General features: G+C 57.6%; 21 protein-coding genes and 1 pseudogene. 13 read left to right on the forward strand and 9 right to left on the reverse strand.

The window, feature by feature from the left end; all coding sequences use genetic code 11:
- Positions 1-4: 4 nt before the first annotated feature.
- From GIW48_RS02310 to GIW48_RS02345, 8 genes and pseudogenes are all read left to right on the forward strand, one after another.
- Positions 5-4,336 carry an RHS repeat-associated core domain-containing protein gene (locus GIW48_RS02310; protein WP_236460708.1) on the forward strand — a complete coding sequence of 1,444 codons (4,332 nt, stop codon included), beginning with the start codon at positions 5-7 and terminating at the stop codon, positions 4,334-4,336.
- Complete coding sequence (locus GIW48_RS02315; RefSeq protein WP_169988100.1) at positions 4,333-4,998, forward strand: hypothetical protein; 666 nt, start codon at positions 4,333-4,335, stop codon at positions 4,996-4,998. Before GIW48_RS02310 ends, GIW48_RS02315 begins: the two co-directional genes overlap by 4 nt.
- 159 nt (positions 4,999-5,157) lie before the next feature.
- Entirely contained in the window at positions 5,158-5,385 is a 228-nt protein-coding gene (locus tag GIW48_RS02320; protein WP_017135812.1) for a hypothetical protein, read from the forward strand.
- A gap of 7 nt (positions 5,386-5,392) precedes the next feature.
- Positions 5,393-5,806, forward strand: coding sequence for a hypothetical protein (locus GIW48_RS02325; protein WP_236460707.1), 414 nt, complete (start codon positions 5,393-5,395; stop codon positions 5,804-5,806).
- The gene (locus GIW48_RS02330; RefSeq protein ID WP_236460706.1) at positions 5,779-6,402 is read left to right on the forward strand and encodes a hypothetical protein; all 624 of its coding nucleotides are present in this window, start codon (positions 5,779-5,781) and stop codon (positions 6,400-6,402) included. Before GIW48_RS02325 ends, GIW48_RS02330 begins: the two co-directional genes overlap by 28 nt.
- A 5-nt stretch (positions 6,403-6,407) precedes the next feature.
- Complete coding sequence (locus GIW48_RS02335) at positions 6,408-10,796, forward strand: RHS repeat-associated core domain-containing protein (RefSeq protein ID WP_236472886.1); 4,389 nt, start codon at positions 6,408-6,410, stop codon at positions 10,794-10,796.
- 13 nt (positions 10,797-10,809) lie between these two features.
- Positions 10,810-11,379: an Imm26 family immunity protein gene (locus GIW48_RS02340; protein ID WP_017134641.1), complete on the forward strand. Its 570-nt coding sequence runs from the start codon at positions 10,810-10,812 to the stop codon at positions 11,377-11,379.
- A gap of 16 nt (positions 11,380-11,395) precedes the next feature.
- Positions 11,396-12,550, forward strand: a pseudogene (locus tag GIW48_RS02345) (RHS repeat-associated core domain-containing protein); the annotation flags it as partial.
- A gap of 157 nt (positions 12,551-12,707) precedes the next feature.
- On the opposite strand, the gene GIW48_RS02350 reads toward GIW48_RS02345, so the two are convergent.
- From GIW48_RS02350 to GIW48_RS02365, 4 genes are all read right to left on the reverse strand, one after another.
- Positions 12,708-13,169, reverse strand: a complete 462-nt coding sequence (locus GIW48_RS02350; protein ID WP_236460325.1) for a type III secretion effector protein — start codon at positions 13,167-13,169, stop codon at positions 12,708-12,710.
- Positions 13,170-13,947: 778 nt separating this feature from the next.
- A complete protein-coding gene (locus tag GIW48_RS02355) occupies positions 13,948-14,223 on the reverse strand; it encodes an HU family DNA-binding protein (RefSeq protein ID WP_003213368.1) in 276 nt (91 codons plus the stop codon).
- 191 nt (positions 14,224-14,414) lie between these two features.
- A complete protein-coding gene (locus tag GIW48_RS02360; RefSeq protein ID WP_017135809.1) occupies positions 14,415-15,563 on the reverse strand; it encodes an NAD(P)/FAD-dependent oxidoreductase in 1,149 nt (382 codons plus the stop codon).
- Between the two features lie 36 nt (positions 15,564-15,599).
- A complete protein-coding gene (locus tag GIW48_RS02365) occupies positions 15,600-15,767 on the reverse strand; it encodes a rubredoxin (RefSeq protein WP_003213373.1) in 168 nt (55 codons plus the stop codon).
- Between the two features lie 195 nt (positions 15,768-15,962).
- On the opposite strand from GIW48_RS02365, the gene GIW48_RS02370 reads away from it, so the two are divergent.
- Together GIW48_RS02370 and ubiA are read left to right on the forward strand one after the other, a co-directional pair.
- Positions 15,963-16,526 (forward strand): chorismate--pyruvate lyase family protein, encoded by a 564-nt coding sequence (locus GIW48_RS02370; RefSeq protein WP_236460326.1) that lies wholly within the window; start codon positions 15,963-15,965, stop codon positions 16,524-16,526.
- Positions 16,526-17,416: a 4-hydroxybenzoate octaprenyltransferase gene (gene ubiA, locus GIW48_RS02375; RefSeq protein WP_017135807.1), complete on the forward strand. Its 891-nt coding sequence runs from the start codon at positions 16,526-16,528 to the stop codon at positions 17,414-17,416. The genes GIW48_RS02370 and ubiA overlap by 1 nt, the downstream gene beginning before the upstream one ends.
- Before the next feature lie 101 nt (positions 17,417-17,517).
- Here ubiA and GIW48_RS02380 read toward each other — a convergent pair whose 3' ends face one another.
- Positions 17,518-17,895 carry a COG4315 family predicted lipoprotein gene (locus GIW48_RS02380; RefSeq protein WP_017135806.1) on the reverse strand — a complete coding sequence of 126 codons (378 nt, stop codon included), beginning with the start codon at positions 17,893-17,895 and terminating at the stop codon, positions 17,518-17,520.
- Between the two features lie 154 nt (positions 17,896-18,049).
- Here GIW48_RS02380 and phoB point away from each other — a divergent pair, with 154 nt between their 5' ends.
- The 3 genes from phoB (at position 18,050) to GIW48_RS02395 (ending at position 21,717) form a co-directional block, all read left to right on the forward strand.
- Complete coding sequence (gene phoB / locus GIW48_RS02385) at positions 18,050-18,739, forward strand: phosphate regulon transcriptional regulator PhoB (RefSeq protein ID WP_003195617.1); 690 nt, start codon at positions 18,050-18,052, stop codon at positions 18,737-18,739.
- An 81-nt stretch (positions 18,740-18,820) separates the two neighbouring features.
- Complete coding sequence (gene phoR / locus GIW48_RS02390) at positions 18,821-20,107, forward strand: phosphate regulon sensor histidine kinase PhoR (RefSeq protein WP_178111008.1); 1,287 nt, start codon at positions 18,821-18,823, stop codon at positions 20,105-20,107.
- A gap of 269 nt (positions 20,108-20,376) precedes the next feature.
- On the forward strand, positions 20,377-21,717 hold the full coding sequence (locus GIW48_RS02395) for a hemolysin family protein (protein WP_017135804.1): 1,341 nt from the start codon (positions 20,377-20,379) through the stop codon (positions 21,715-21,717).
- A gap of 4 nt (positions 21,718-21,721) precedes the next feature.
- Here GIW48_RS02395 and GIW48_RS02400 read toward each other — a convergent pair whose 3' ends face one another.
- The 4 genes from GIW48_RS02400 to GIW48_RS02415 all read right to left on the reverse strand — a co-directional run bounded on the left by GIW48_RS02400 (position 21,722) and on the right by GIW48_RS02415 (position 24,158).
- Positions 21,722-22,393: a peptidoglycan DD-metalloendopeptidase family protein gene (locus tag GIW48_RS02400; RefSeq protein ID WP_099550241.1), complete on the reverse strand. Its 672-nt coding sequence runs from the start codon at positions 22,391-22,393 to the stop codon at positions 21,722-21,724.
- 53 nt (positions 22,394-22,446) lie between these two features.
- Positions 22,447-22,746: a helix-turn-helix domain-containing protein gene (locus GIW48_RS02405; RefSeq protein ID WP_099550240.1), complete on the reverse strand. Its 300-nt coding sequence runs from the start codon at positions 22,744-22,746 to the stop codon at positions 22,447-22,449.
- 4 nt (positions 22,747-22,750) lie between these two features.
- Entirely contained in the window at positions 22,751-23,074 is a 324-nt protein-coding gene (locus tag GIW48_RS02410; RefSeq protein ID WP_138453081.1) for a type II toxin-antitoxin system RelE/ParE family toxin, read from the reverse strand.
- A 187-nt stretch (positions 23,075-23,261) separates the two neighbouring features.
- Positions 23,262-24,158: a response regulator gene (locus GIW48_RS02415; RefSeq protein WP_017135802.1), complete on the reverse strand. Its 897-nt coding sequence runs from the start codon at positions 24,156-24,158 to the stop codon at positions 23,262-23,264.
- Between the last annotated feature and the right edge of the window lie 40 nt (positions 24,159-24,198).

The raw sequence follows: 24,198 nt of genomic DNA on the forward strand, positions 1-24,198 counted from the left end.
CTGTATGTCTGACCCGTTATGGGCAGCCCGGATGGGCGATGCGCTGTCCCACACTTCGATGATGGCGGACATCCTCGGCGGTGTGCTGGAGGTGGCGGCCAATATCGCGATCACGGCTGCGGCGACGGTTGCCGTGGTGGCGGTCACCGGTATCACCGTCGCCACAGGCGGGCTTGGGTGCATCCTGCTCGGCGCGGTGGTGGGCACGATTGTCGGCCTGCTGATGAGCAAGAGCGGAGCAGACAAAGGGCTGACCCATTTATGCGACGCTTTTAGCAACGCCCTGTTTCCGCCCACGGTGCAGGCGAACATTCTCACCGGCTCCACCAACACCCTGACCAACAAGATGCCAGCCGCCCGCGCTGCGGGAGCAATCAGCTCCCATGTCGAACCGGCCGGTACCGAGCTGGAAGCCCCCCCGCCCGCACCAGAACCCAGCTTCCTGGACATGGCCGAGGGGTTCTTCTCGCAGATGTGGCGTCCTACCGTTGCCACCCCTGCGCCAGGCGCTGTGCCCAAGCCGTTGGACCTGGTGGTGTGTATGAAGCACCCGCCCATGCCGCCGCAGTTTCTGGCCGAGGGGTCGGAAAAAGTCACGGTCAACGGCCAACCCGCCGTGCGCAGTGGTGATCGCAGTACCTGCGATGCGACGGTGGTGTCGTCCGGGCTGATTTCCTCCAACGTGACCATTGGTGGCGGTTCGGTGGTGGTGCGTGAGATTCGCAGCGGCAAGACGCCTGGCGTCGGGTTGGCGGTTACGGCGTTGTTGATGCTAAAGGGTGGCAAGGGCAAGTTCTTCAGCAAGTTGCCGTGCATGTTGGTCAGCGGCGCCACTTCGATGGCCATCAGCAGCGCGATGGGCGCTGCGGCCAACGCCGCGATGGGCTCGTCGAATCCGGTGCATGCCGCGACGGGTGCGAAGGTATTGGGCGACGTCGACGACCTGGATTTCGTGCTGCCGGGTATCCTCCCGATTGACTGGCAGCGCTTCTACAACAGCCGCGATGAGCGCCCGGGCAGCCTGTTTGGCGTCGGCTGGAGCGTACCCTACGAAGTATGCGTCGACATTCAGCCGCATCCCGAAGGCGGCGAAACGCTGGTCTATACCGATGAGCAGGGGCGGCCCATCGACATGGGCGCCATTCCGTTGGGCGGCGCAGTGTTCAGCCCGGGCGAAGGGCTTGCCGTGCGGCGACACCTCAATGGGCAATTGCTGATCGAAAGCGACGACGGCATGTACCGCTTGTTCGAAGCTGCGCCAGCGAACCCGTCGCAACTGCGTCTGAGCCAACTGGGTGATCGTAACGACAACCGTATCTATATCGACTATGACGAAGCGGGGCGCCTGGTGCGTCTGCGCGATACGTTCGATCTGGTGCAGGTTGAGCTGATCCGTGATCAGGGCCATGTGAACCGCATTGAACGCCTGTACCCGGATCAACGTCGCGAAGTGCTGGTGAGCTACGGCTACGACGCGGCGGGCAATCTGGCGCAAGTGCGTGATGCAACCGATCAAGTGCAGCGGCGTTTTGCCTACGATGCCGGGCGCCGAATGGTGGAGCATCAATTACCCACCGGATTGCGCTGTTTCTATGAGTGGGCGTTGATCGAAGGCCTGGAATGGCGCGTGGTTCGGCACTGGACCGATGAGGGCGACGCTTACCAGTTCGACTATGACCTGCAGGCTGGCCTCACGCGCATCACCGACGGCCTGCAGCGCGTGAGTACGCGCCACTGGAACACTCAGCACCAGATCACTCAGTACAGCGACAACCTTGGCCAGACCTGGCTGTTCGAGTGGAATGACGAACGTCAGTTGCTCAGCGCGACTGATCCTCTGGGTGGGCGCTATGAGTACAGCTACGATGAGAGCGGTAACCTCAGTACATCCAGTGACCCCTTGGGCCGTATTGAATCCGTTTTATGGCTGGAACATTGGTCTCTTCCACTGGTTGAAACCGATAGTGCCGGCAGCAGTTGGCAATACGAATATAACGCCAGCGGCAATTGTGTCCGCGAAACAGACCCGCTGGGTCTCGTCACTCGCTACCGTTATAACGCTGGTGGCCAGATCGTAGAGATTGTCGACCCCGCAGGTAAAAGCAACACCTTGCGTTGGAATAAATACGGGCAGCTGTCAGAGCATATCGACTGCTCAGGTTACTCAACAAAGTTCAACTACGACCATCGCGGTTATTTACAGACCATCACCGATGCGCTCGGCGAGCGCACGACTTACCTGCATGACGCTCGCGGGCGTCTGCTGCATTATCAGCTGCCAGATGGTCGCGTTGAAGAATACCTGCGTGACACAAGTGGCCAGCTCACCCAACACATCGATGCGGCCGGCCACACCACCGCCTATCAATACGATGGACGTGGGCAAGTTCGCCAACGCATCGACGCCCACGGACGCCACGTTCAATTTAACTATGATGCCTATGGTCGTCTCCAGGCACTGACCAATGAAAATGGTGAACAGTATCGATTTATCTGGGATGCGGTCGACCGAATCGTCGAGCAACAAGACCTGGATGGCAGCGCCCGACGCTATGCCTACGACGGATTAGGCAATGCCATTCTCGAGTCCCATATACCCGCCCCCTATGGTTCTGGACTGGCACTTGTACCCGATACACCAATAGATCCCATCACTCATCATTTGGAACGGGACGCCGCTGGCCGATTGATCGGAAAAGTAACGGCCGATGGTCGAACCGACTACACCTACGACAGCGTCAACCAACTTACCGTTGCCACATTCACAGATACCCGAGGCTGCGAGCAAAGCCTGTCATTTACTTACGATGCTGTCGGCCAATTGCTGGAAGAACAAAGCTCAGCAGGCAGCCTGCGTCATCACTACGACGAACTGGGTAACCTGATACAAACGCAATTGCCCGATGGGCGCCATATCAACCGTCTCTACTACGGAAGTGGTCATCTGCACCAACTGAACCTCGATGGTCAGTTGATCAGTGATTTCGAGCGGGACCGGCTGCATCGTGAGGTTCTGCGTACTCAGGGACACATTACTACGCGGAGCGAGTATGACCGTGGTGGGCGCCTGCGTTCGCGCATACTGCGCAATGCCGACCAGCCAACACTGCTACCGCCCAGAATACAGAAGCAGTTCAATTACGACGCCAACGACAATCTGATCACCCGCATTGACCGTACGCCGGTTGCCAGTCGTCAACAATTGCTCCACTACGATGCGACGGGACGTATTGTCGCCAACCAAGACAACCTTCAGGGGCTGAGCGAAACGTTTGCCTACGACGCTGCCGCCAACTTGCTGGACGGTCCCCAGCCCGGTGCAGGGCTGGTGGTACATAACAAACTACTGACCTATCAGGACAAACGATATCGCTACGATGCCTTCGGTCGAATGGTAGAGAAGCGTACCGGTAGTCATCGAGTGCAACGCTTCTTTTATGATGCAGAGCATCGTTTGATTGAAGTTCACAACATCAACGGAGTTCAAGAAACTGTCGTCAAAATGTGCTACGACCCCCTCGGTCGAAGGACACTAAAAACTGAACATGACATCCGAGGGTTTCCACTAGGCGAGACCTATTTCATCTGGGACGGATTGCGGCTGCTTCAAGAGCAAAAGAACAGTCTGAACAGCCTGTACCTCTATGGAACAGACAGCCATGAGCCGCTTTCACGTGTGGATGGTGTGGGTGCCCAACAGAAAATTCGGTATTACCACAATGATCAGAACGGACTGCCCGAACAACTATCGGATGCCACGGGTAATATCGTCTGGCATGCTCGTTATCGGGTTTGGGGCAATACCATTGAAGAGGTTCGTGAGCCTCACTACATCGAAGAGCAGAATCTGCGATTCCAGGGCCAATATTTGGATCGCGAGACAGGCCTGCACTTCAATACCTTTCGTTTCTATGATCCGGATATTGGGCGATTCACCACACCAGACCCCATCGAGCTATTGGGGGGAATCAACCTTTACCAATACGCTCCCAACCCTTTAGGGTGGATAGATCCTTGGGGCTGGTCATGCCACGGCAACTCGAGAAAAAGCCGCAAGGCACAACACGGCTATGAAGTCGTAGACACGCGCACCGGAAAAGTTGCGAAGACCGGTGTGAGTGGCGGCAGAATAAAGAAAAATGGAAAATCGGCGCGAGCCGAAAAACAGGTTAGAGACTGGAACGCAGAACCGGGTAATACGGGACGGTATGAGTCCAGAGTAATCAAAAAGGTGCCGGCTGGCCCCGGCGCTCGGTGGAAAATCGAGCGTTGGGAGCAACGAAATGCGAACCGCCGCAGGCAGGAATTAGACCCAGCGAGGCATTCAAGGCCATGATTTTAAAAGAAGTGTATCTGTACCCGGACTTGACCGAATACAGCGACGAGATCATTCATCCGTTCCGCGATCAAAGCCGGTCTGTCTGCAATTTCCTGGAACGCCATTTGAGCGCCCAAAAATTCGAGGCGGTGGGCTTCAAAAAAATTTGTTTTGTCGGAACCAGGCAAACTACGCAGGAGGTCTACGTGAACTCCAGCAGCGCACTCATTGTGCCGGTGACTATGGACGAGGTCGCCTATAAAAACTGCGTAACGTCCGACGAACTCAATGAGTTTTTTATAAGCCTGCTGTTGAATGGGTTGGCAAAAGCGATAAAGCACATAGCGCTTCCTGTCGCCCTATTCAAAGACACCCTTGATGAGTTTCGCCGTAACCACTTTAAAAACGAGTGGGTTTTCAAGAGTAAAAAAATAAAAAACCCTGCGTGTACCTGCGTACTTGAATGCCGCCTGACAATCGATTTTTTCTTATTGAGTTTTAAAGTTTTGAAGAGCAACACCTGTGTGCTCGACAAAGAGATCTTGCGAACAGCTCCCGATGAAGTGGTCTTCCTTCCTTACCTAAAGGATATCAAGGAAGAAAACGGAAGAATAAAAGTCATCGACAAGTCAGGCATGCCGTTTTACACCACCACCGCTGCCAGCCTCGATAAGCTATGACGCACGTAGTCCGCAACATCATGTTTAACTCAGAGTTCGATCAAGCATTAAAGCGTCAGCACACACCGATATTCGCCCAATAAAAAGTATGGGGACAGATTATTTCCGGCTCGTTCAAGCATCATAATTCATCCCCTTTTTCGCCGTGAAGAGTACCGCGTGGTAGCGACCGTCAATAACGAAGGGGTGAGCATGCTCAACGACCATAAGGACATTTCTACCGTTGACTATAAAGAGACGGGCCTCAAAGATGGCGTACTCTCCAAGACCAATGAGCCCAAGGCAAAAGGTGTAGGTTTTCGGATACTCGACAAATTCAACAAAACCATCACCTCTTTTCGCGTCGAGAAAAAAGGGGCGAACGGAAAGTGGAAGACCTGCGGATAACGACAAAATGGATCTCTTCAATCTCATTTCATACAAGCTTGAAAGTTTCCTGAACATCCGGCCAGTTCCTCAGTCACTGGGCGTTATTTTTTATCAGGAAGACGAACCTTTATTACTCTCCGCTGCCGCCAAGAAAAGCAATGGAACAACGCTTTATGTGAGCCGTTGGCACGATCTTTTTTCCGCGAGCGCTTTTGAAAAAGCCATGTCGAAACAGGGATTTACGGAGGCGGACTGCTATGCCCTTCTACTCGTCCTGTCTCGCTTTGGTCATTTGTTGGACATCGACAATCGTCAACGCACTAATAAAGACTATTTTATTTTCTTCTATCTGATCCAACTGATCAGTCTAAAAATAGCCCTATCGATGAGGACGCGGCGTTCAGGAACCACATGCTCACGTTCCTGCTTTTTGAATTGAGCATTGATGACGAGGTATATCGCAGGTTCAGTATCAAGGATAACCAGCTGCTGATGGTGACCGAGGCTTTTGGATCTATAGCACTGCTGGACCTGATTAACGTGATATACAAGACGATTAAAGCAGACACCAGAAAAGAACATGCACTTCTGAGCACCTTGAAAGCGTTCCAGACAAACATCGTTAAACTATTGGTTACGCCGGACAATAAAAATTATCGCTTGAATTTTAATGATCGTTACAGCGAGCTCATGTATCCCGACGTGTTCCTGTATACCTATACCCACCACAGGCAGCAGGCTTTTGAAGCCTTGGTCGATACCGTCAACCCACTTCAATCAACCGAAAACCTTTTCGTTTCCAGTATTATTTTGATGAATTATGCTTTTTATATCCTGCGAACCCGCCCACGAGAGATTCTGAAGCTAAAAAAATTCGTCGATGATGATGCGCTATTCGGCAAACTGCTGGAAGCCGTGATCAAGCGTCGAATGGCCGTTACTAAAGTGCAATTTGAAAAGATTCCAACAGGCCACGATCTGTCACTGATAAACGATAAGCAAACCTCCTTCTACAATATTTTGTACAGTCTTTAACCTATATGTCTGACGCGTTATGGGCAGCCCGGATGGGCGATGCGCTCTCCCACACTTCGATGATGGCAGACATCCTCGGCGGTGTGCTGGAGGTGGCGGCCAATATCGCGATCACGGCGGTGGCGACGGCGGCCGTTGTTGCTGCCACAGGCATTACCGTGGTCACCGGTGGCCTCGGCTGTTTCCTGCTGGGTGCGGTGGTGGGCACGATTGTTGGCCTAGCCATGAGCAAAAGTGGCGCGGACAAAGGGCTGACCAAGATATGCGATGCCTTCAGTAACGCCCTGTTTCCGCCCACGGTGCAGGCGAACATTCTCACCGGCTCGACCAATACCCTGACCAATAATATGCCTGCCGCCCGTGCCGCCGGGGCGATCAGTTCCCATGTCACACCGGCCGGTACTGAGCTGGAAGCGCCCGAACCGGAACCCGAAGCCAGTTATCTGGACATGGCCGCAGGTTTCTTTTCGCAGATGTGGCGCCCTACCGTTGCCACACCTGCACCGGGCGCCATGCCCAAGCCGCTGGATCTGGTGGTGTGTATGAAGCACCCGCCGATGCCGCCGCAGTTTCTGGCCGAGGGGTCGGAAAAAGTCACGGTCAACGGCCAACCCGCGGTGCGCAGTGGTGATCGCAGTACCTGCGATGCGACGGTGGTGTCGTCCGGGCTGATTTCCTCCAACGTGACCATTGGTGGCGGTTCGGTGGTGGTGCGTGAAATTCGCAGCGGCAAGACGCCTGGCGTCGGGTTGGCGGTTACGGCGTTGTTGATGCTAAAGGGTGGCAAAGGCAAGTTCTTCAGCAAGTTGCCGTGCATGTTGGTCAGCGGCGCCACTTCGATGGCCATCAGCAGCGCGATGGGCGCTGCGGCCAACGCCGCGATGGGCTCGTCGAATCCGGTGCATGCCGCGACGGGCGCGAAGGTACTGGGTGATGTCGACGACCTGGATTTTGTGCTGCCGGGTATCCTGCCGATTGACTGGCAGCGCTTCTACAACAGCCGTGATGAACGCCAGGGCAGCCTGTTTGGCGTCAGCTGGAGCGTGCCCTACGAGGTGTGCGTCGACATTCAGCCGCATCCCGAAGGCGGCGAAACGCTGGTCTATACCGATGAGCAGGGGCGGCCCATCGACATGGGCTCGATTCCGTTGGGCGGCGCGGTGTTCAGCGCGGGCGAAGGGCTTGCGGTGCGGCGACACCTTAATGGGCAATTGCTGATCGAAAGCGACGACGGCATGTACCGCTTGTTCGAAGCTGCGCCAGCAAACCCGTCGCAACTGCGTCTGAGCCAACTGGGTGATCGTAACGACAACCGTATCTATATCGACTATGACGAAGCCGGACGTTTGGTGCGCCTGCGCGATACGTTCGATCTGGTTCAGGTTGAGCTGATCCGTGATCAGGGCCATTTGAGCCGCATCGAACGCCTGTACCCGGATCAACGTCGCGAAGTGCTGGTGAGCTACGGCTACGACGCGGCGGGCAATCTGGCGCAAGTGCGTGATGCAACCGATCAAGTGCAGCGGCGTTTTGCCTACGATGCCGGGCGCCGAATGGTGGAGCATCAATTACCCACCGGATTGCGCTGTTTCTATGAGTGGGCACTGGTTGAAGGCCTGGAATGGCGCGTGGTTCGGCACTGGACCGATGAGGGCGACGCTTACCAGTTCGACTATGACCTGCAGGCTGGCCTCACGCGCATCACCGACGGCCTGCAGCGCGTGAGTACGCGGTACTGGAATACTCAGCATCAGATCATTCAGTACAGCGACAACCTCGGCCAGACATGGCTATTTGAGTGGAATGACGAACGTCAGTTGCTCAGCGCGACTGACCCGCTGGGTGGGCGCTATGAGTACAGCTACGATGATAGCGGTAACGTAATTGGCGAAACCGACCCGCTGGGCCGCAGTGATTCGACCTTGTGGCTGGAGCATTGGGCTTTACCGCTGGTGGAAACCGACGCCGCCGACAACAGTTGGCAGTATCGCTACGACCCTCGCGGCAATTGCATCGCCGAGACCGATCCGCTGGGCTATATCACCCGTTACCGCTATGACGCCCACGGCCAGCCAGTAGAAATCATTGATGCCACTGGCAAAAGCAAACAACTGCGCTGGAATCCGTTTGGGCAGTTGGTCGAGCATATCGACTGCTCGGGCTACCCGACGCGTTTCAGCTACGACGACCGTGGCTATTTGCAGGTCATCACTGATGCCTTGGGTGAACGCACGCAGTTCAGCTACGACGCCCAGGGGCGTTTGCTCAGCAGCCAATTACCGGATGGGCGCACCGAGCAGTATCAGCGCGACGCCAGCGGGCAGTTGGTGGGCTACACCGACCCCGCCGGGCACACCACGCTCTACCAACACAACCGGCGAGGCCAGGTACGCCAACGCACCGATGCCCATGGGCGGCAGGTGCAGTTTGGGTATGACAGCTACGGGCGGTTGCAAGCGCTGGTCAACGAGAACGGTGAAAGCTATCGGTTTGCGTGGGACGCCGGGGATCGGCTGATCGAGCAACAAGACCTCGACGGCAGCGCCAAGCGCTACGACTACGACTTGCTCGACAACATCACGGCGGTGACTGCGCTTCCTGCGCCTTATGGCAATGGTTTGGCGGTGGTGCCCGAGACGCCACCCGCGCCCATCGTTCATCGGCTGGAGCGTGATGCGGTCGGGCGACTGGTGGCCAAAACCACCGACGATGGCCGCACCGACTACCGCTACGATGCAGTGGATCAGCTCACGGCTGTGACCTTCACTGATCTGCAAGGCAATTCCCAAGCCTTGGGTTTCGCCTACGACGCTATCGGCCAGTTGCTTGCCGAACAGAGTGCTGCCGGCAACCTGCAACATCACTACGACGAACTCGGCAACCTGATCCAGACCCAACTGCCGGACGGCCGCTGGCTCAACCGCCTGTACTACGGCAGCGGCCACCTGCACCAGATCAACCTCGACGGCCAGGTCATCAGCGATTTCGAGCGCGACCGCCTGCACCGCGAAGTGCTGCGCACCCAGGGCCAGCTCAGCACCCGCAGCGAATACGACCGCAGCGGCCGCCTGCGCTCACGCCAACGGCGTCTTGCGGCTCAGCCATCGTTGATGCCGGCGACAGCGCAAAAACAGTTCGAATATGACCCCGCCGACAACCTGATCGGCAAACTCGACCAGCAACCCGCCGCGCAACATCGCCAACTGCTGCACTACGACGCCACCGGCCGCATCATCGCCAGCCAGGACAGCCTGCATGGGCAGCGCGAAACCTTTGCCTATGACGCCGCCGCCAACCTGCTGGATAGCCCGCACGCAGGCGCCGGGTTGGTGGTGCATAACAAGCTGCTGACGTATCAGGACAAGCGTTATCGCTACGATGCGTTTGGGCGGATGGTCGAGAAGCGCAGCGCCAAGCGAGGGGTGCAGCGGTTTGCGTATGACGCTGAGAGCCGGTTGGTTGAGGTGCGTAATGACGATGGTAGCGTGGTCAGGATGGTGTATGACCCGCTAGGCCGTCGGATAGAAAAAACCGAGCATGGCGGTGATGGGTATCCACTGGGGGAAACGCGGTTTACCTGGGACGGCTTGCGGTTATTGCAGGAGCATAAGCACAGTCAGACGAGTCTTTACGTCTATGAAGATGAAGGCTACCAACCCTTGGCTCGCGTTGACGGTGCCGGGCCGTTGCAGAAGATTCGTTACTACCATAACGACCTGAATGGGTTGCCGGAGCAGCTGACAGAGATGGATGGCCACATGCTCTGGCAGGCGACTTATCGGGTGTGGGGCAACACGCTGGAAGAGGTGCGCGAACCTTATTACATTGAGGAGCAGAACCTGAGGTTTCAGGGGCAGTACCTGGACCGGGAGACGGGGCTGCATTTTAATACGTTCAGGTTTTATGATCCGGATGTGGGGCGGTTTACGACGCCGGATCCGATTGGGTTGCAAGGTGGCCTGAATCTCTACTTGTACGGCGCAAATCCCTTTACTTGGAGCGATCCACTAGGCTGGGTTCAAACACCGCTGAACAAACCTGGTTTTTATGTATACGGACTCTACGCCCCCAATGCCAAAACACCGTATTACATTGGTCACACAGAGCAACTTCCCGCCGCACGTGAAAAACAGCACGACAGGTCCACACGTCTCGGAAAAGGGGAGCTTAGAGTGTTGAAGGGCCAGGATGGCAAGATGACTTACACTCAAGCCAAGGGCTATGAACAAGCGTATCGCGAGAAATATAAAACGAAGGGCAAATTCCCAGGCAACGTCATTGAACCCATTAATAAAGGCCGCACTGATGCGCGTGGAAAATCTCACTATAAAAACTATAAAGTTGCGGCGAAGGCGCTGGGCCTCAAACCAAGCAAAGTCAAATCCTGTACATAAATGAGGCCATTGCATGAAAACCCTGAAGTCACCTAAACCGGGCGATCTTTTTTATATCCCGGCCCTCAATTCTTCAGATGAGACTGGGTTTGTTATTGCCCGCTATATCGAGCTCATTCCCCCTGCGCTGGGGCATCTGATCGAGGTTTTTGCGAAATTTTATACGCAAATACCCGTGTCATTGAGCGAGGTAGACACCTCCACACGTCTGTTCCGACCGATTTTCTGCAGCATGCTTTTCTCGGAAATTCCTCGATGGAAGATCCTTTTCAGTGATCCGGACTACAAAAAAGAGTCCTCTGGATATGACGAAATTCAATTCGCGTTCGAGTCAGAAATCTGGGTAGGCGGTGTCAGCAAGCCCGCTACAGAGCAACAGCTGAACAACATTGAGCCATCCATCTGCTGGCGCATGCATCACATTATTTTCAGGGTGATCGCACACTTACGTGGAGCGATCTCTGATGCTGAGCCGATGGACTATGAGAAGTTACCCCCCGACTTGCGCATTGATAGCACCATCGCCTCAGAACGAGTAAATAAGGCCGCACTCAGCGCACAAGCATTATTCGCCGCCCAATAAAAACGGGAGAAAAGAGGGCAGGTTTTATGGCTATACCGACCCCGCCGGGCACACCACGCTCTACCAACACAACCGGCGTGGCCAGGTACGCCAGCGCACCGATGCCCATGGGCGGCAGGTGCAATTTGGTTACGACAGCTACGGGCGGCTGCAAGCGCTGGTCAATGAGAACGGTGAGAGCTATCGGTTCGCATGGGACGCTGGGGATCGGCTGACCGAGCAGCAAGACTTCGACGGCAGCGCCAAACGCTACAACTATGACTTGCTCGACAACATCACCGCGGTGACTGCTCATCCTGCACCTTATGGCAATGGACTGGCGGTGGTGCCCGAGACGCCACCCGCGCCCATCGTTCATCGGCTGGAGCGTGATGCGGTCGGCCGACTGGTCGCCAAAACCACCGACGATGGCCGCACCGACTACCGCTACGATGCGGTAGATCAGCTCACGGCTGTGACCTTCACTGATCTGCAAGGCAATTCCCAAGCCTTGGGTTTCGCCTACGACGCTGTCGGCCAGTTGCTTGCCGAACAGAGTGACGGTGGCAACCTGCAACACCACTACGACGAACTCGGCAACCTGATCCAGACCCAGTTGCCGGACGGCCGCTGGCTCAACCGCCTGTACTACGGCAGCGGCCACCTGCACCAGATCAACCTCGACGGCCAGGTCATCAGCGATTTCGAGCGAGACCGCCTGCACCGCGAAGTGCTGCGCACCCAAGGCCAGCTCAGCACCCGCAGCGAATACGACCGCAGCGGCCGCCTGCGCTCACGTCAGCGCCGCCTGAACAGCCAGCCAACGCTGATGCCCGCAGCGGCGCAAAAGCAGTTCGAATACGACCCCGCCGACAACCTGATCGGCAAACTCGACCAACAACCCGCGGCGCAACATCGCCAACTGCTGCACTACGACGCCACCGGCCGCATCATCGCCAGCCAGGACAGCCTGCATGGGCAGCGCGAAACCTTTGCCTATGACGCCGCCGCCAACCTGCTGGATAGCCCGCACGCAGGCGCCGGGTTGGTGGTGCATAACAAGCTGCTGACGTTTCAGGACAAGCGTTATCGCTACGACGCGTTTGGGCGAATGGTCGAGAAGCGCAGCGCCAAGCGAGGGGTGCAGCGGTTTGCGTATGACGCGGAAAGTCGGTTGGTTGAGGGGAAAAATGGGGACAGATTTATTTCCCATCTCACTCTAGCTCTTAAATAAATGTGTCCCCTTTTCCGCTAACACCTACCCTGCAACAACAACGGAAAAGGAGACAACTTTATTAAACTCAGCAAAATTAAATAAATCTGTCCCCTCCTCCCTTTCTTAAAAAATCTTATTCCGCATCATCCTCTTTATCGATTTCCTTGGCAGCTTTCAATTTTTTAACCATTGTATTCATATACTTGTAGCGCTGCTCAATAGTCTCTATACGAGACTTATCTGTCGGTGCTTGCGAAGATTCAGGTTCGGAATAGGGGCAGTAGACAAGTCCGTATCGTTCAGCGATGCCTTCCATCTGCCCCTCTATTGTGTCCATCCTCTTCTCAAGGCCGGTCAATCGCGCATTGATGTCGGTTGACGCCGCGGGGTCTTTACCTACCGCGTTAGCGTCTGCCCCTTCGTTGATGGACAGAATGGTGTTGGCCAATAACTCTGTTTTTATTTCAGCACCTTCCAGGCGTGCTTCTATTTTTTGTTGATCTGTCGCGGACGGATCTACAGTACTCTTTGTTCCGTCTACGTTCTTTTTCTCTGCGCCGGGCATTTTCGATTGCGCGTCAATTCTATCCGTCATGGCTTTCGACGTTACATGCTGGGCAACGCTGAGTGGAAGGTTGATCAGGGTACTTACACCCGCCTCAACGAACGAGTTTCGCGCCTGAGTGGCCAGTGAGGAGGCAATGGGAGGGAACTGCAAAGCGCCAACAGCCCTGGCGGTATTGGCAGCACTCGCGACACTGCTTGGCCTACTCGCCGAGGGCGCGGGCCTAGGTGGTTTAGGTGGCGTTAGCGGTTTTGGCGGTTTGAGTGGCCTTGTTGCAGGTATTCTGGGGCGAAACCTAAAACCCCTGATCGTTCTATTACTATGCTCCTCAGCGGTACCTTCAGGGTAAGCATTTGGATCTAATGTATGCGCGCCCGGTTTAGTCGGTTGGGAGGACTGATCGAGTAGCCCTGGTGGCACCGGTAGTTTTGGTTGTGCCGCATCGACGTTAGTCAGGGGCGGAAGGAGGGGAACATAGGCTTGATTGGATAGTTTCATTTTTTCTCCAAGTAAGTTATCGACTTAAGGAGGGCTCCCTGCAACCTCAGCCTATACGTGGTTGCATAAAGCAAAACCGTTCCAATTCAATAGCAGCCGAACTCCGTACGCGTGACTGCTGTGCTGAATCTGAACATTTAAATAGTTATAAAAAACATCGAGACGACCCGTTGCTTTGCCCCCCACCTTTAGAGCCATTGAAGTGCCGGTGCCATCACCCGCTTTAACGACGCCCAACAAAAATGGGCACCCAACCCAGTCGGCGTGCCCATTTTCTTACCAACCCGCCTCCCTTCAGACGGTCCTGCTATTACGGGTTGACGCTGTCTTTGAGCGACTTGCCCGGCTTGAATGCAACGGTATTGCTCGCCTTGATTTTCACTGGCTCACCGGTTTGCGGGTTTTTGCCGGTGCGGGCGCCGCGGTGGCGTTGCAGGAAGGTGCCGAAGCCCACCAGGGTGACGCTGTCCTTGCGGTGCAGGGCGCCGGTGATTTCTTCGAGAACGGCGTTGAGGACGCGGTTGGCCTGCTCTTTGGTCAGGTCTGCTTTTTCTGCAATAGCGGCTGCGAGTTCTGGTTTACGCATAAGTGAAGCCTCTTTGACGGTTTTTTGTTGTTATGTCCGTGCTGCTCTCTGGTGGAGCAGCGCCCAAGGCGCCGCAGGCTCTACTCTGCGGCAGACGGGAGTGAGGATGGCATGCCCTCGCACGCTCCGCCAGTCTCGCGGCGACCTTTCTGGGGGTAAGAAGGTGCTGATTCCGACAGAACGACCGGCATTTACGCCAGCAATGGCGGAAGTTCTTTGTTAAGGGCAAGTTTTTCCATGACGGCGCTGCCGGTCAGCGCATAACCCAGCAGGCGGCCGCTGGCGTCGCGGCACAAGGCCTTGATGTCGGCGCCCTGCCCTTCGACGCTCCACACGCCTTCGGTGCCGCGTGGCGGCGGCGATACCACCAGAGGGCAGATCGGGGTTTTGACGGTGATCGGCATCGGCCCATAGCTGACGGCGGTGGCGTTGCCGGCAAGGGTTTGGGCCAGGGCGCGGGCGCAGCTCATCAATGGCATCACGTACAGCAGGTTGAGGCCATCGACCTCGGCGCAGTCGCCCAGGGCGTAGATGTTGGCGTGGGAGGTCTTGAGGTGGCGGTCCACCATGATTCCACGGTTGATCTGCAGGCCGGCGGCAGCAGCCAGGTCCACGCGCGGACGCAGGCCGATGGCCGAGACCACCAGGTCGCAGTGGATCACTTCACCATCCGACAGGTGCGCTTCCAGGCCATCCGCCGTGCGCTGCAAGCGGTTGAGCACCGGGCCCAAGTGGAACCGCGCGCCGAGGCCTTCCAGCCCGGCTTGCACAGCGCCAGCCGCTGCTGGGTGCAGCAGAGTCGGCATGACTTGCTCGCAGGGTGCGACCAGATCAATTTCATAGCCGCCAAGTATCAGGTCGTTGGCGAATTCACAGCCGATCAGGCCCGCGCCCAGCAGCAGCACACGGCGCTTACCGGCAGCAGCGGCACGGAAGCGTGCGTAATCTTCAAGGTCATTGATCGGGAAAATCAGTTCCGCCGCATCGCCTTCGACCGGCACGCGCACGGCTTCTGCGCCCCAAGCCAGGATCAGGTCGCGGTAGGCTACCGCTTCCTCGCCGATCCACAGGCGTTTGTGGCCCGGGTCGATGCCGCTGATGCGCGTGTGGGTGCGCACTTCGGCCTTGAGTTGCTCGGCCATGGCGCCCGGCTCAGCCATGCTCAGGCCATCGGCTTCCTTGTTCTTGCCAAAGCCGGTGGAGAGCATGGGCTTGGAGTAGGAGCGCCCGTCATCCGCGGTGATCAGCAGCAACGGGGTCTCGCTGTCGAGCTTGCGAAATTCCCGGGCCACGTTGTAACCGGCCAGCCCTGTGCCGATGATCACGACAGGTGCGTTCATTCCTTTCTCCTTGTAGTACGTTTCTTAAACCGATGTTTAGCCGATTTCGATCATTTCGAAATCCATTTTGCCCACGCCGCAGTCCGGGCACAGCCAGTCTTCCGGGACGTCCTGCCACAGGGTGCCCGGTGCGATACCGTCATCCGGCCAGCCGTCTTTTTCGTCATAGATCAGGCCGCAGACTACACATTGCCACTTCTTCATTACTTGCTTCCTCAGGGTCCAGGCATCTTGGCCGACGGTCGATAGACCAACGTTGCCGTGCGGCTCAGGGCGTTTTGTACTGATCGGGGCCGGCAGATGCAAGCATGTTCGGCGCAAACGGCCGGTTCAGCCCGGCAAAAGTTCAGGACGCCATGGTAAGCTCGCCGCCTCTTTTACTGCCAAAACTGACTCACCGTGCCGCACTCAATCGCCTGTCCCGATGCTTGCCAATGGCTGACCCAGAGCCTTCTGAGCCCAATGCCCGCGCCATTGACCCTCAACTGGCTGTTCGACGAAGGCTCGCTGACGCGCCGGCTTACGTGGCTTTCCAACGACGGCTTCAGCGTGACGCCACTGTTCGAAGGCTGGCAGCCACTGCGCGAGGATGAATGTGCGGCGTTGGGTATGGCCCCGGCCACGGTCGGCTGGGTACGCGAGGTGTATTTGCGCGGGCATGGCCAACCGTGGGTGTTTGCCCGCAGCGTGGCGGCGTGCAGTGCCTTGCAGGGCGATGGCTTGCACATGGACGAATTGGGCAGCCGTTCGCTGGGCGAGTTGCTGTTCTGCGATCAGGCCTTCACTCGCCAGGCGATCAAGGTATGCCATTACCCACGGCAATGGCTGCCGAGCGCCGACCAGGCCGATGGCCTGTGGGCGCGCCGCTCGCGCTTTGATCGCGGGCCGTTGAGCGTGCTGGTCGCGGAAATTTTCCTGCCCAGCTTCTGGCATGCGCTGCATGACCATCCGGAGAACTGCTGATGTATCAACGTCTGCTCAAGTCCTTGAACCGCCTGAACCCCAGGGCGTGGGATTTCATTCAGTTGACCCGCATGGACAAACCCATCGGCATTTACCTGCTGTTGTGGCCGACGCTTTGGGCGCTGTGGATTGCGGGCAAGGGCTCGCCGTCGTTGCTCAATATCGTGATTTTCGTGCTGGGCGTGGTGCTGACCCGCGCCGGCGGCTGCGTGATCAATGACTGGGCCGACCGCAAGGTCGACGGCCATGTGAAACGCACCGAGCAACGGCCGCTGGTGAGCGGCAAGATCAGTTCCAAAGAGGCCTTGGTGTTTTTTGCGGTGCTGATGGGCATCAGTTTTCTGCTGGTGCTGCTGACCAACGCGACCACCATCCTGCTGTCCTTGGGCGGCCTGGCGCTGGCGGCGAGCTACCCGTTCATGAAGCGCTACACCTATTACCCACAAGTGGTGCTGGGCGCGGCGTTTTCATGGGGCATGCCGATGGCATTCACTGCCGAGACCGGGCATTTGCCGGCCACGGCGTGGCTGCTGTACATCGCCAACTTGCTGTGGACGGTGGGCTACGACACGTATTACGCGATGACCGACCGCGATGACGACTTGAAGATCGGGGTGAAATCCACCGCCATTCTGTTCGGCGATGCGGACCGCGTGATCATTCTGACCCTGCAAGGTTTATCGCTGGTGTGCCTGCTATTGGCGGGGCAGCGGTTCGAGCTGGGTGGCTGGTTCCATCTGGGGTTGCTGGCGGCGGCGGGCTGTTTTGCCTGGGAATTCTGGTACACCCGGGACAAGGATCGGATGAAATGCTTCAAGGCGTTTTTGCATAACCACTGGGCGGGGTTGGCGATTTTTGTCGGGATTGTGGCGGATTACGGGTTTCGGTAAGTCAGTGCTGACGCCATCGCGGGCAAGCCCGCTCCCACATTTGGAACGCATTCCCCTGTGGGAGCGGGCTTGCCCGCGATGGTTTCAGCCGCACTGCGTGGTCAGGGCTTGATTACGTGCCACGCCCCGCCCTTGCCATCACCGGTCTTGTCACCCGCCTTCTTGTCATCCTTGTAGGTGTAGACAGGCTTGCCTTTGTAAGCCCACTGACTGGTCTGGTCGTCGCGGGTAATGACTGTCCAATCACCCATCGACTTGTCAGTAGACTCAGCCTTCAGCGGCGGCCAGTTGGTCGCACACTGGTCTTTGCACACCGACTTGCCGTCGGCATCCTTGTCAAAGGTGTAGAGGGTCAGCCCCTTGTGATCCACCAACATTCCGTCGTGAGTCATCGCCGGCTCCGCCGCAAACGCCAGGCCCGGCAGCGTCAACGCAGCCGATACCAACAGGGCTTTCCATGAAACAGTGCTGTAAGTCATCGGAACCTTCCTTTTGTGGTTGTCAGGATTCGGACCCAAAGGGTAGTCCAGAGTGCCGTGAATTGCCCGATCGTCTAAATTACTGTCACACGACTGCAATAATTCCGTTATCTAATGCGGCGCAAGACAGTTAAATGACAAGAGGATTTTGAGCATGGTTGGCAGGAGCATTCTGATCGTTGACGACGAAGCGCCCATTCGCGAGATGATCGCCGTTGCGTTGGAAATGGCCGGCTATGACTGCCTGGAGGCGGAGAACTCCCAGCAGGCCCATGCCATTATCGTCGACCGCAAGCCGGACCTGATCCTGCTGGACTGGATGCTGCCCGGCACCTCCGGCATCGAACTGGCCCGTCGCCTCAAGCGTGACGAGCTGACCGGGGATATCCCGATCATCATGCTCACCGCCAAGGGTGAAGAGGACAACAAGATCCAGGGCCTGGAAGTCGGCGCTGATGACTACATCACCAAGCCGTTTTCCCCACGTGAGCTGGTAGCGCGCCTGAAGGCCGTACTGCGCCGTGCCGGCCCTACCGATGGCGAAGCGCCGATCGAAGTCGACGGGCTGATCCTGGACCCGATCAGCCACCGCGTGACCATCGACGGCAAGCCGGCCGAGATGGGGCCGACCGAATACCGCCTGCTGCAATTTTTCATGACCCACCAGGAGCGCGCCTATACCCGTGGGCAATTGCTGGACCAGGTGTGGGGCGGCAATGTGTATGTGGAGGAGCGCACGGTTGACGTGCATATCCGCCGCCTGCGCAAAGCCTTGGGCGATGCCTACGAGAATCTGGTACAAACCGTGCGCGGCACCGGCTATCGCTTTTCCACCAAAGGTTGAGCCGGCCCTTCCTTTCCTTAACAGCTGACAAGGACGCATGTTTAAGTGAACCAGAACTGGCATGGCACCCTGATTCGCCACATGCTTCTGTTGATCACCGGTTGCTTGGTGGTGGGTTTGATCAGCGGTTATTACGGTTGGAGCCTGGCCGTTGGTATCGGCCTGTACCTGGGCTGGACCCTCAAACAATTGCTGCGCCTGCATGAATGGCTGCGCCAGCACAAACCCGACGAAGCACCACCCGACGGCTACGGCCTGTGGGGCGAAGTGTTCGACAGCATCTACCACCTGCAACGCCGCGACCAAAGGGTTCGCGGGCGCCTGCAGGCGGTGATCGACCGGGTGCAGGAGTCTACCGCTGCGCTCAAAGACGCGGTGATCATGCTCGACAGCGACGGCAACCTGGAGTGGTGGAACCGCGCTGCCGAGACCTTGCTGGGCCTCAAGACGCCCCAGGACAGCGGTCAGCCGGTGACCAACCTGGTGCGCCACCCGCGCTTCAAGGAATATTTCGAGCAGGAAAACTACGAAGAAGCGCTGGAAATCCCCTCGCCTACCAATGACCGCGTGCGCATCCAGCTGTACCTGACGCGTTATGGCAACAACGAGCACCTGATGCTGGTGCGCGACGTGACCCGCATTCACCAGTTGGAACAGATGCGCAAAGACTTCGTCGCCAACGTCTCCCACGAACTGCGTACGCCGTTGACGGTGATCTGCGGCTACCTGGAGACGCTGCTGGACAACGTCGACGAGATCAACCCGCGTTGGAGCCGTGCCCTGCAGCAGATGCAACAGCAGGGCTCACGCATGCAAACCCTGCTCAATGACCTGCTGTTGCTGGCCAAGCTGGAAGCCACCGATTACCCGTCGGACAACCATCCGGTGGCGGTGCAAAGCCTGCTGCAGACCATCAAGAATGACGCCCAGGCGCTTTCCGGCGAGCGCGGGCAACAGATCACACTGGAAGCCGACCCGCAGGTATTGCTCAAAGGCAGCGAAGGTGAGTTGCGCAGCGCGTTTTCCAACCTGGTGTTCAACGCCGTGAAGTACACCCAGGACAAGGGCAATATCCGCATCCGCTGGTGGAGCGATGAGCACGGCGCACACTTGAGCGTGCAGGACTCCGGCATCGGTATCGACGCCAAGCACCTGCCGCGCCTGACCGAACGCTTCTACCGCGTCGACTCAAGCCGCAACTCCAACACCGGCGGCACCGGGCTGGGCCTGGCGATCGTCAAACACGTGCTGTTGCGCCACCGCGCACGGTTGGAGATCAGCAGCGTGCTGGGGCATGGCAGCACCTTTACCTGCCATTTCCCACCGGCGCAGATGACCCGCTCGCGGGTGATCGGCACAGATGAATAACCCGAAAACGACGTAAATCTAAGTGTGGGAGCTGGCTTGCCTGCGATGGCGGTGGGTCAGCTGAAATCACCTCAACTGGCAGGCCGCTATCGCAGGCAAGCCAGCTCCCACATTGGATTTGCATGGTTTGGCAGAAGGCTTTCCAGGCTCCGCCCGGCAGCGGGCACTAGGCAAGCGCCCCGTCAGCCGCTACATTGGCCGACTTGCGCCTGCCTTTCAGGCCTGTCTGTCACCCCTTATTGAACACACGGAACCTGCAAAACCCCATCATGGACCCTTCCCCTGGTATCACCCTCGCTACACTCTTCGCCGATTTCGGCATGATTCTTTTTGCACTGATCCTGGTACTGCTCAACGGTTTCTTCGTTGCGGCGGAATTTGCCATGGTCAAACTGCGCGCCACCCGGGTCGAGGCCATCGCCCACAAGAACGGCTGGCGCGGGCAGATCCTGCGCACCGTCCACAGTCAGCTCGACGCCTATCTGTCGGCCTGCCAATTGGGTATTACCCTCGCCTCCCTGGGCCTGGGCTGGGTCGGTGAGCCGGCCTTTGCGCACATCCTCGAGCCATTGCTGGGCGCCATCGGCGTGCAATCGCCTGAAGTGATCAAAGGCGTGTCGTTTTTTGCCGCCTTCTTCGTGATTTCCTACCTGCACATCGTGGTCGGTGAATTGGCCCCCAAGTCCTGGGCAATTCGCAAACCCGAGCTGCTGTCGCTGTGGACGGCGGTGCCGCTGTACCTGTTCTACTGGGCCATGTACCCGGCGATCTACCTGCTCAATGCCAGCGCCAACGCCATCTTGCGTATCGCCGGCCAAGGCGAGCCCGGCCCGCACCATGAGCACCATTACAGCCGCGAAGAACTCAAGCTGATCCTGCACTCCAGCCGTGGCCAGGACCCAAGCGACCAAGGCATGCGCGTACTGGCTTCGGCTGTGGAAATGGGCGAGCTGGAAGTGGTGGACTGGGCCAACTCCCGCGAAGACCTGGTGACCCTGGACTTCAACGCCCCGCTCAAGGAAATCCTCGCGTTGTTCCGCCGCCACAAATTCAGCCGTTACCCGGTGTATGACGCCGATCGCAACGAGTTTGTCGGCTTGCTGCACATCAAGGACCTGCTGCTGGAACTGGCTGCCCTGGACCACATCCCCGAGTCGTTCAACCTGGCCGAGCTGACCCGCCCGCTGGAGCGTGTCTCGCGGCACATGCCGCTGTCGCAGTTGCTGGAGCAGTTCCGCAAAGGCGGCGCGCACTTTGCCCTGGTGGAAGAAGCCGACGGCAAAGTCATCGGCTACCTGACCATGGAAGACGTGCTGGAAGTGCTGGTCGGCGATATCCAGGACGAACACCGCAAGGCCGAGCGTGGCATCCTCGCCTACCAGCCAGGCAAACTGCTGGTGCGTGGCGACACGCCGCTGTTCAAGGTGGAGCGCCTGCTGGGCGTGGACCTGGACCACATCGAAGCCGAAACCCTGGCCGGCTTGATCTACGACACGTTGAAACGCGTGCCGGAAGAGGAAGAAGTGCTGGAAGTTGAAGGCTTGCGCATCATCATCAAGAAGATGAAAGGGCCGAAGATCGTCCTGGCCAAGGTGTTGCTGCTGGATTGACGCCTCAATTGCCCAACGCAAAGTTGGGCAATTTGCCAAGCGGCTGGTTGAACTCATACGGAATCGAAACCAGCCCGGCCTCGGAAGCCTTCTGCACCACAAAATGCAGATGCGGCCCGCTGCTGTTGCCGGTATTGCCCGACAACGCCAGTGGGCTTCCCACCACCACACGCTGCCCTGCCCTTACGCTGACCGAACCTTGCTTGAGGTGCAAATACACGCCCTCGGTGCCGTCATCGTGGCGTATGCGCACGAAATTCCCGGACGCGTCATTACCGCGCCCGGCCTGGTTATTTTCGGTCTTCACCACCATCCCGCTACGCGCCGCAATGATTGGTGTGCCTTCGGGCATGGCGATGTCCATGGCGTAGCGGCTCTTGGCGTCGGTGTGGCTGAAGCTGCCGTTAGGGCCTTGGGTCAAGCGAAACGGCCCACCACGCCAAGGCAAAGGATAGCGATAGGCTTGCTGTGGATAACTTGATGTGGGCATATCCAGCACCGGCCGTTTGGTCCGTTCCACCCGGCGCTCCTGCATCACAAATGCCTGGGCGCCCGGCGTTTGCCGGTCGCTGAAAGACACCACGCCATTGGCATCGGTGGTTTTGTAGAGGGTCATGGCCAGGGTCGAAGTGCAAACCGTGGCCAGCCCACAGAACAGGACTAGGCGAATGAACATGACGTACCTGCCGGGATGACTGTTCGGCAGGCTAGCAAGGGTTGATGACAGCTCTAAGCGGGCAGCGCGGTAAAGCAGATATCCACATTCATCCGGGCGGCGGCCGACAGGTTGACCAGCGCATCAAGGGAAAACTTGTCGATCTTGCCGTTGAGCACGTCGTTCAAGCGCGGCTGACTGATACCGAGCCTTTGTGCCGCGTCTTTCTGAGAAAGCTCCCAGCTGCGGATGGTGTTGCACAACTCCAACAACAACTTTGAGCGCATGCGCATATTGGCGGCTTGTTGGGGCGTGTCTTCCAGAGCATCCCAGACGCTGCTGAAACGTTCGGTGTGAATTTTTGAGTCTGTCATGGGCTTAACCTATCTCCTGCAATCTGGCACGAGCCAGTTCGATATCCCGCCCTTCGGTTTTCTGTGTGGTTTTGCGCAGCGCGTGCAGCACATAGACTGCTTCCGGCCGATTAATCACATAGAACACTCGAAACGCTCCTGATTCCTCAGTGATCCGAATTTCGCTGACGCCCCTCCCGATAGTCTTCATCGGTTTGCAATCAAAAGGCTGTTCACCCTGCTGCAAGAGATCCAACTGAAAGCCGGCAGCCCTTCGGGCGTCGAGAGGGAATTCGTTGAGATCCTTGAGCGAGATTCCTAAAAACACCACATCCTTATGCCTTGGCATTTGCTTCTCCTTTCCTGGAAAGAAGAAGCCTAATCGACGATTCAGCCAAAGGCGGTGCAGGTGTGTTTCAAGGCATAGCAAAGGCTCGATAACACTGACGCGTTATCGAGAGACTATATCGAAATGGATATAAATCAAGCGACCCAGCGGGAATCAGACGGTCGGTCGATTCCCTTGATTCAGGCGATCAAGCTCCCGGCACGAAGTGCTTCTGCGCCGTACCGCGCGCGATCAGGCGGGAGATGTAGTCGAGCTTCTGCGCATCCTGGTCAATAAACCGGAAGGTCAGTTGCAGCCAGTCGCTGTCAGGCCGTGGCTCATAGGCGACGATGGCGTGCAGGTAGCCGTTGAGGCGCGCGACTTCGGCGTTCTCGCCTTGCTCAAGGTCGAGCACGGCGCTTTCCAGCACCTGGGGCAGCACTTCACCGCGACGGACCACCAGCAACGCTTCCTTAATGCTCAGCGCCTTGATCACACATTGCTGGTTGCCGCTGGACAGCCGCAGTTGGCCCTGGCCGCGACCGCCGGCAGGCGAGGCAGCAGGCGCTTGCACCGGTTGGCTGTTGAGCAGGCCTTTGCTCGGCGCAGCTATCGGCGCCGGTTTGGCCGCCTCGGGCTTGCCGCCGGTCAAGGCATTGAGAGAGTCGTTGCCGAAGGCCGAGTTCATCTTGGTCGGCGCGCTGGCGATAAGGGCGTCGAGACGGCCGATCTTGTGCAAAGCCTGCTTGACCTTGTTCAGCAGTTGCTCGTTGGTGAACGGCTTACTGACGTAACCGGAAACCCCGGCCTGGATCGCCTGCACAACGTTTTCCTTGTCGCCACGGCTGGTCACCATCACGAACGGCATGGCTTTGAGATGGGCTTGTTCACGGCACCAGGTCAACAGCTCAAGACCAGACATCTCAGGCATTTCCCAGTCGCACAGCACCAGGTCGAAGGTCTCACGCATCAGGATGGATTGCGCCTTTTTGCCGTTTACCGCGTCTTCAATCTTGATGCCTGGGAAGTAGTTGCGCAGGCACTTCTTCACCAAATCGCGGATAAACGAGGCGTCGTCCACCACCAATACACTGACTTTACTCATCGACCCTTCATCCTATTAAAACTTCGGCATGCAAAACGCC

Origin of the sequence: Pseudomonas sp. PA-6-3C, from assembly GCF_021605825.1 — a bacterium.
Lineage (GTDB): Bacteria > Pseudomonadota > Gammaproteobacteria > Pseudomonadales > Pseudomonadaceae > Aquipseudomonas > Aquipseudomonas edaphica.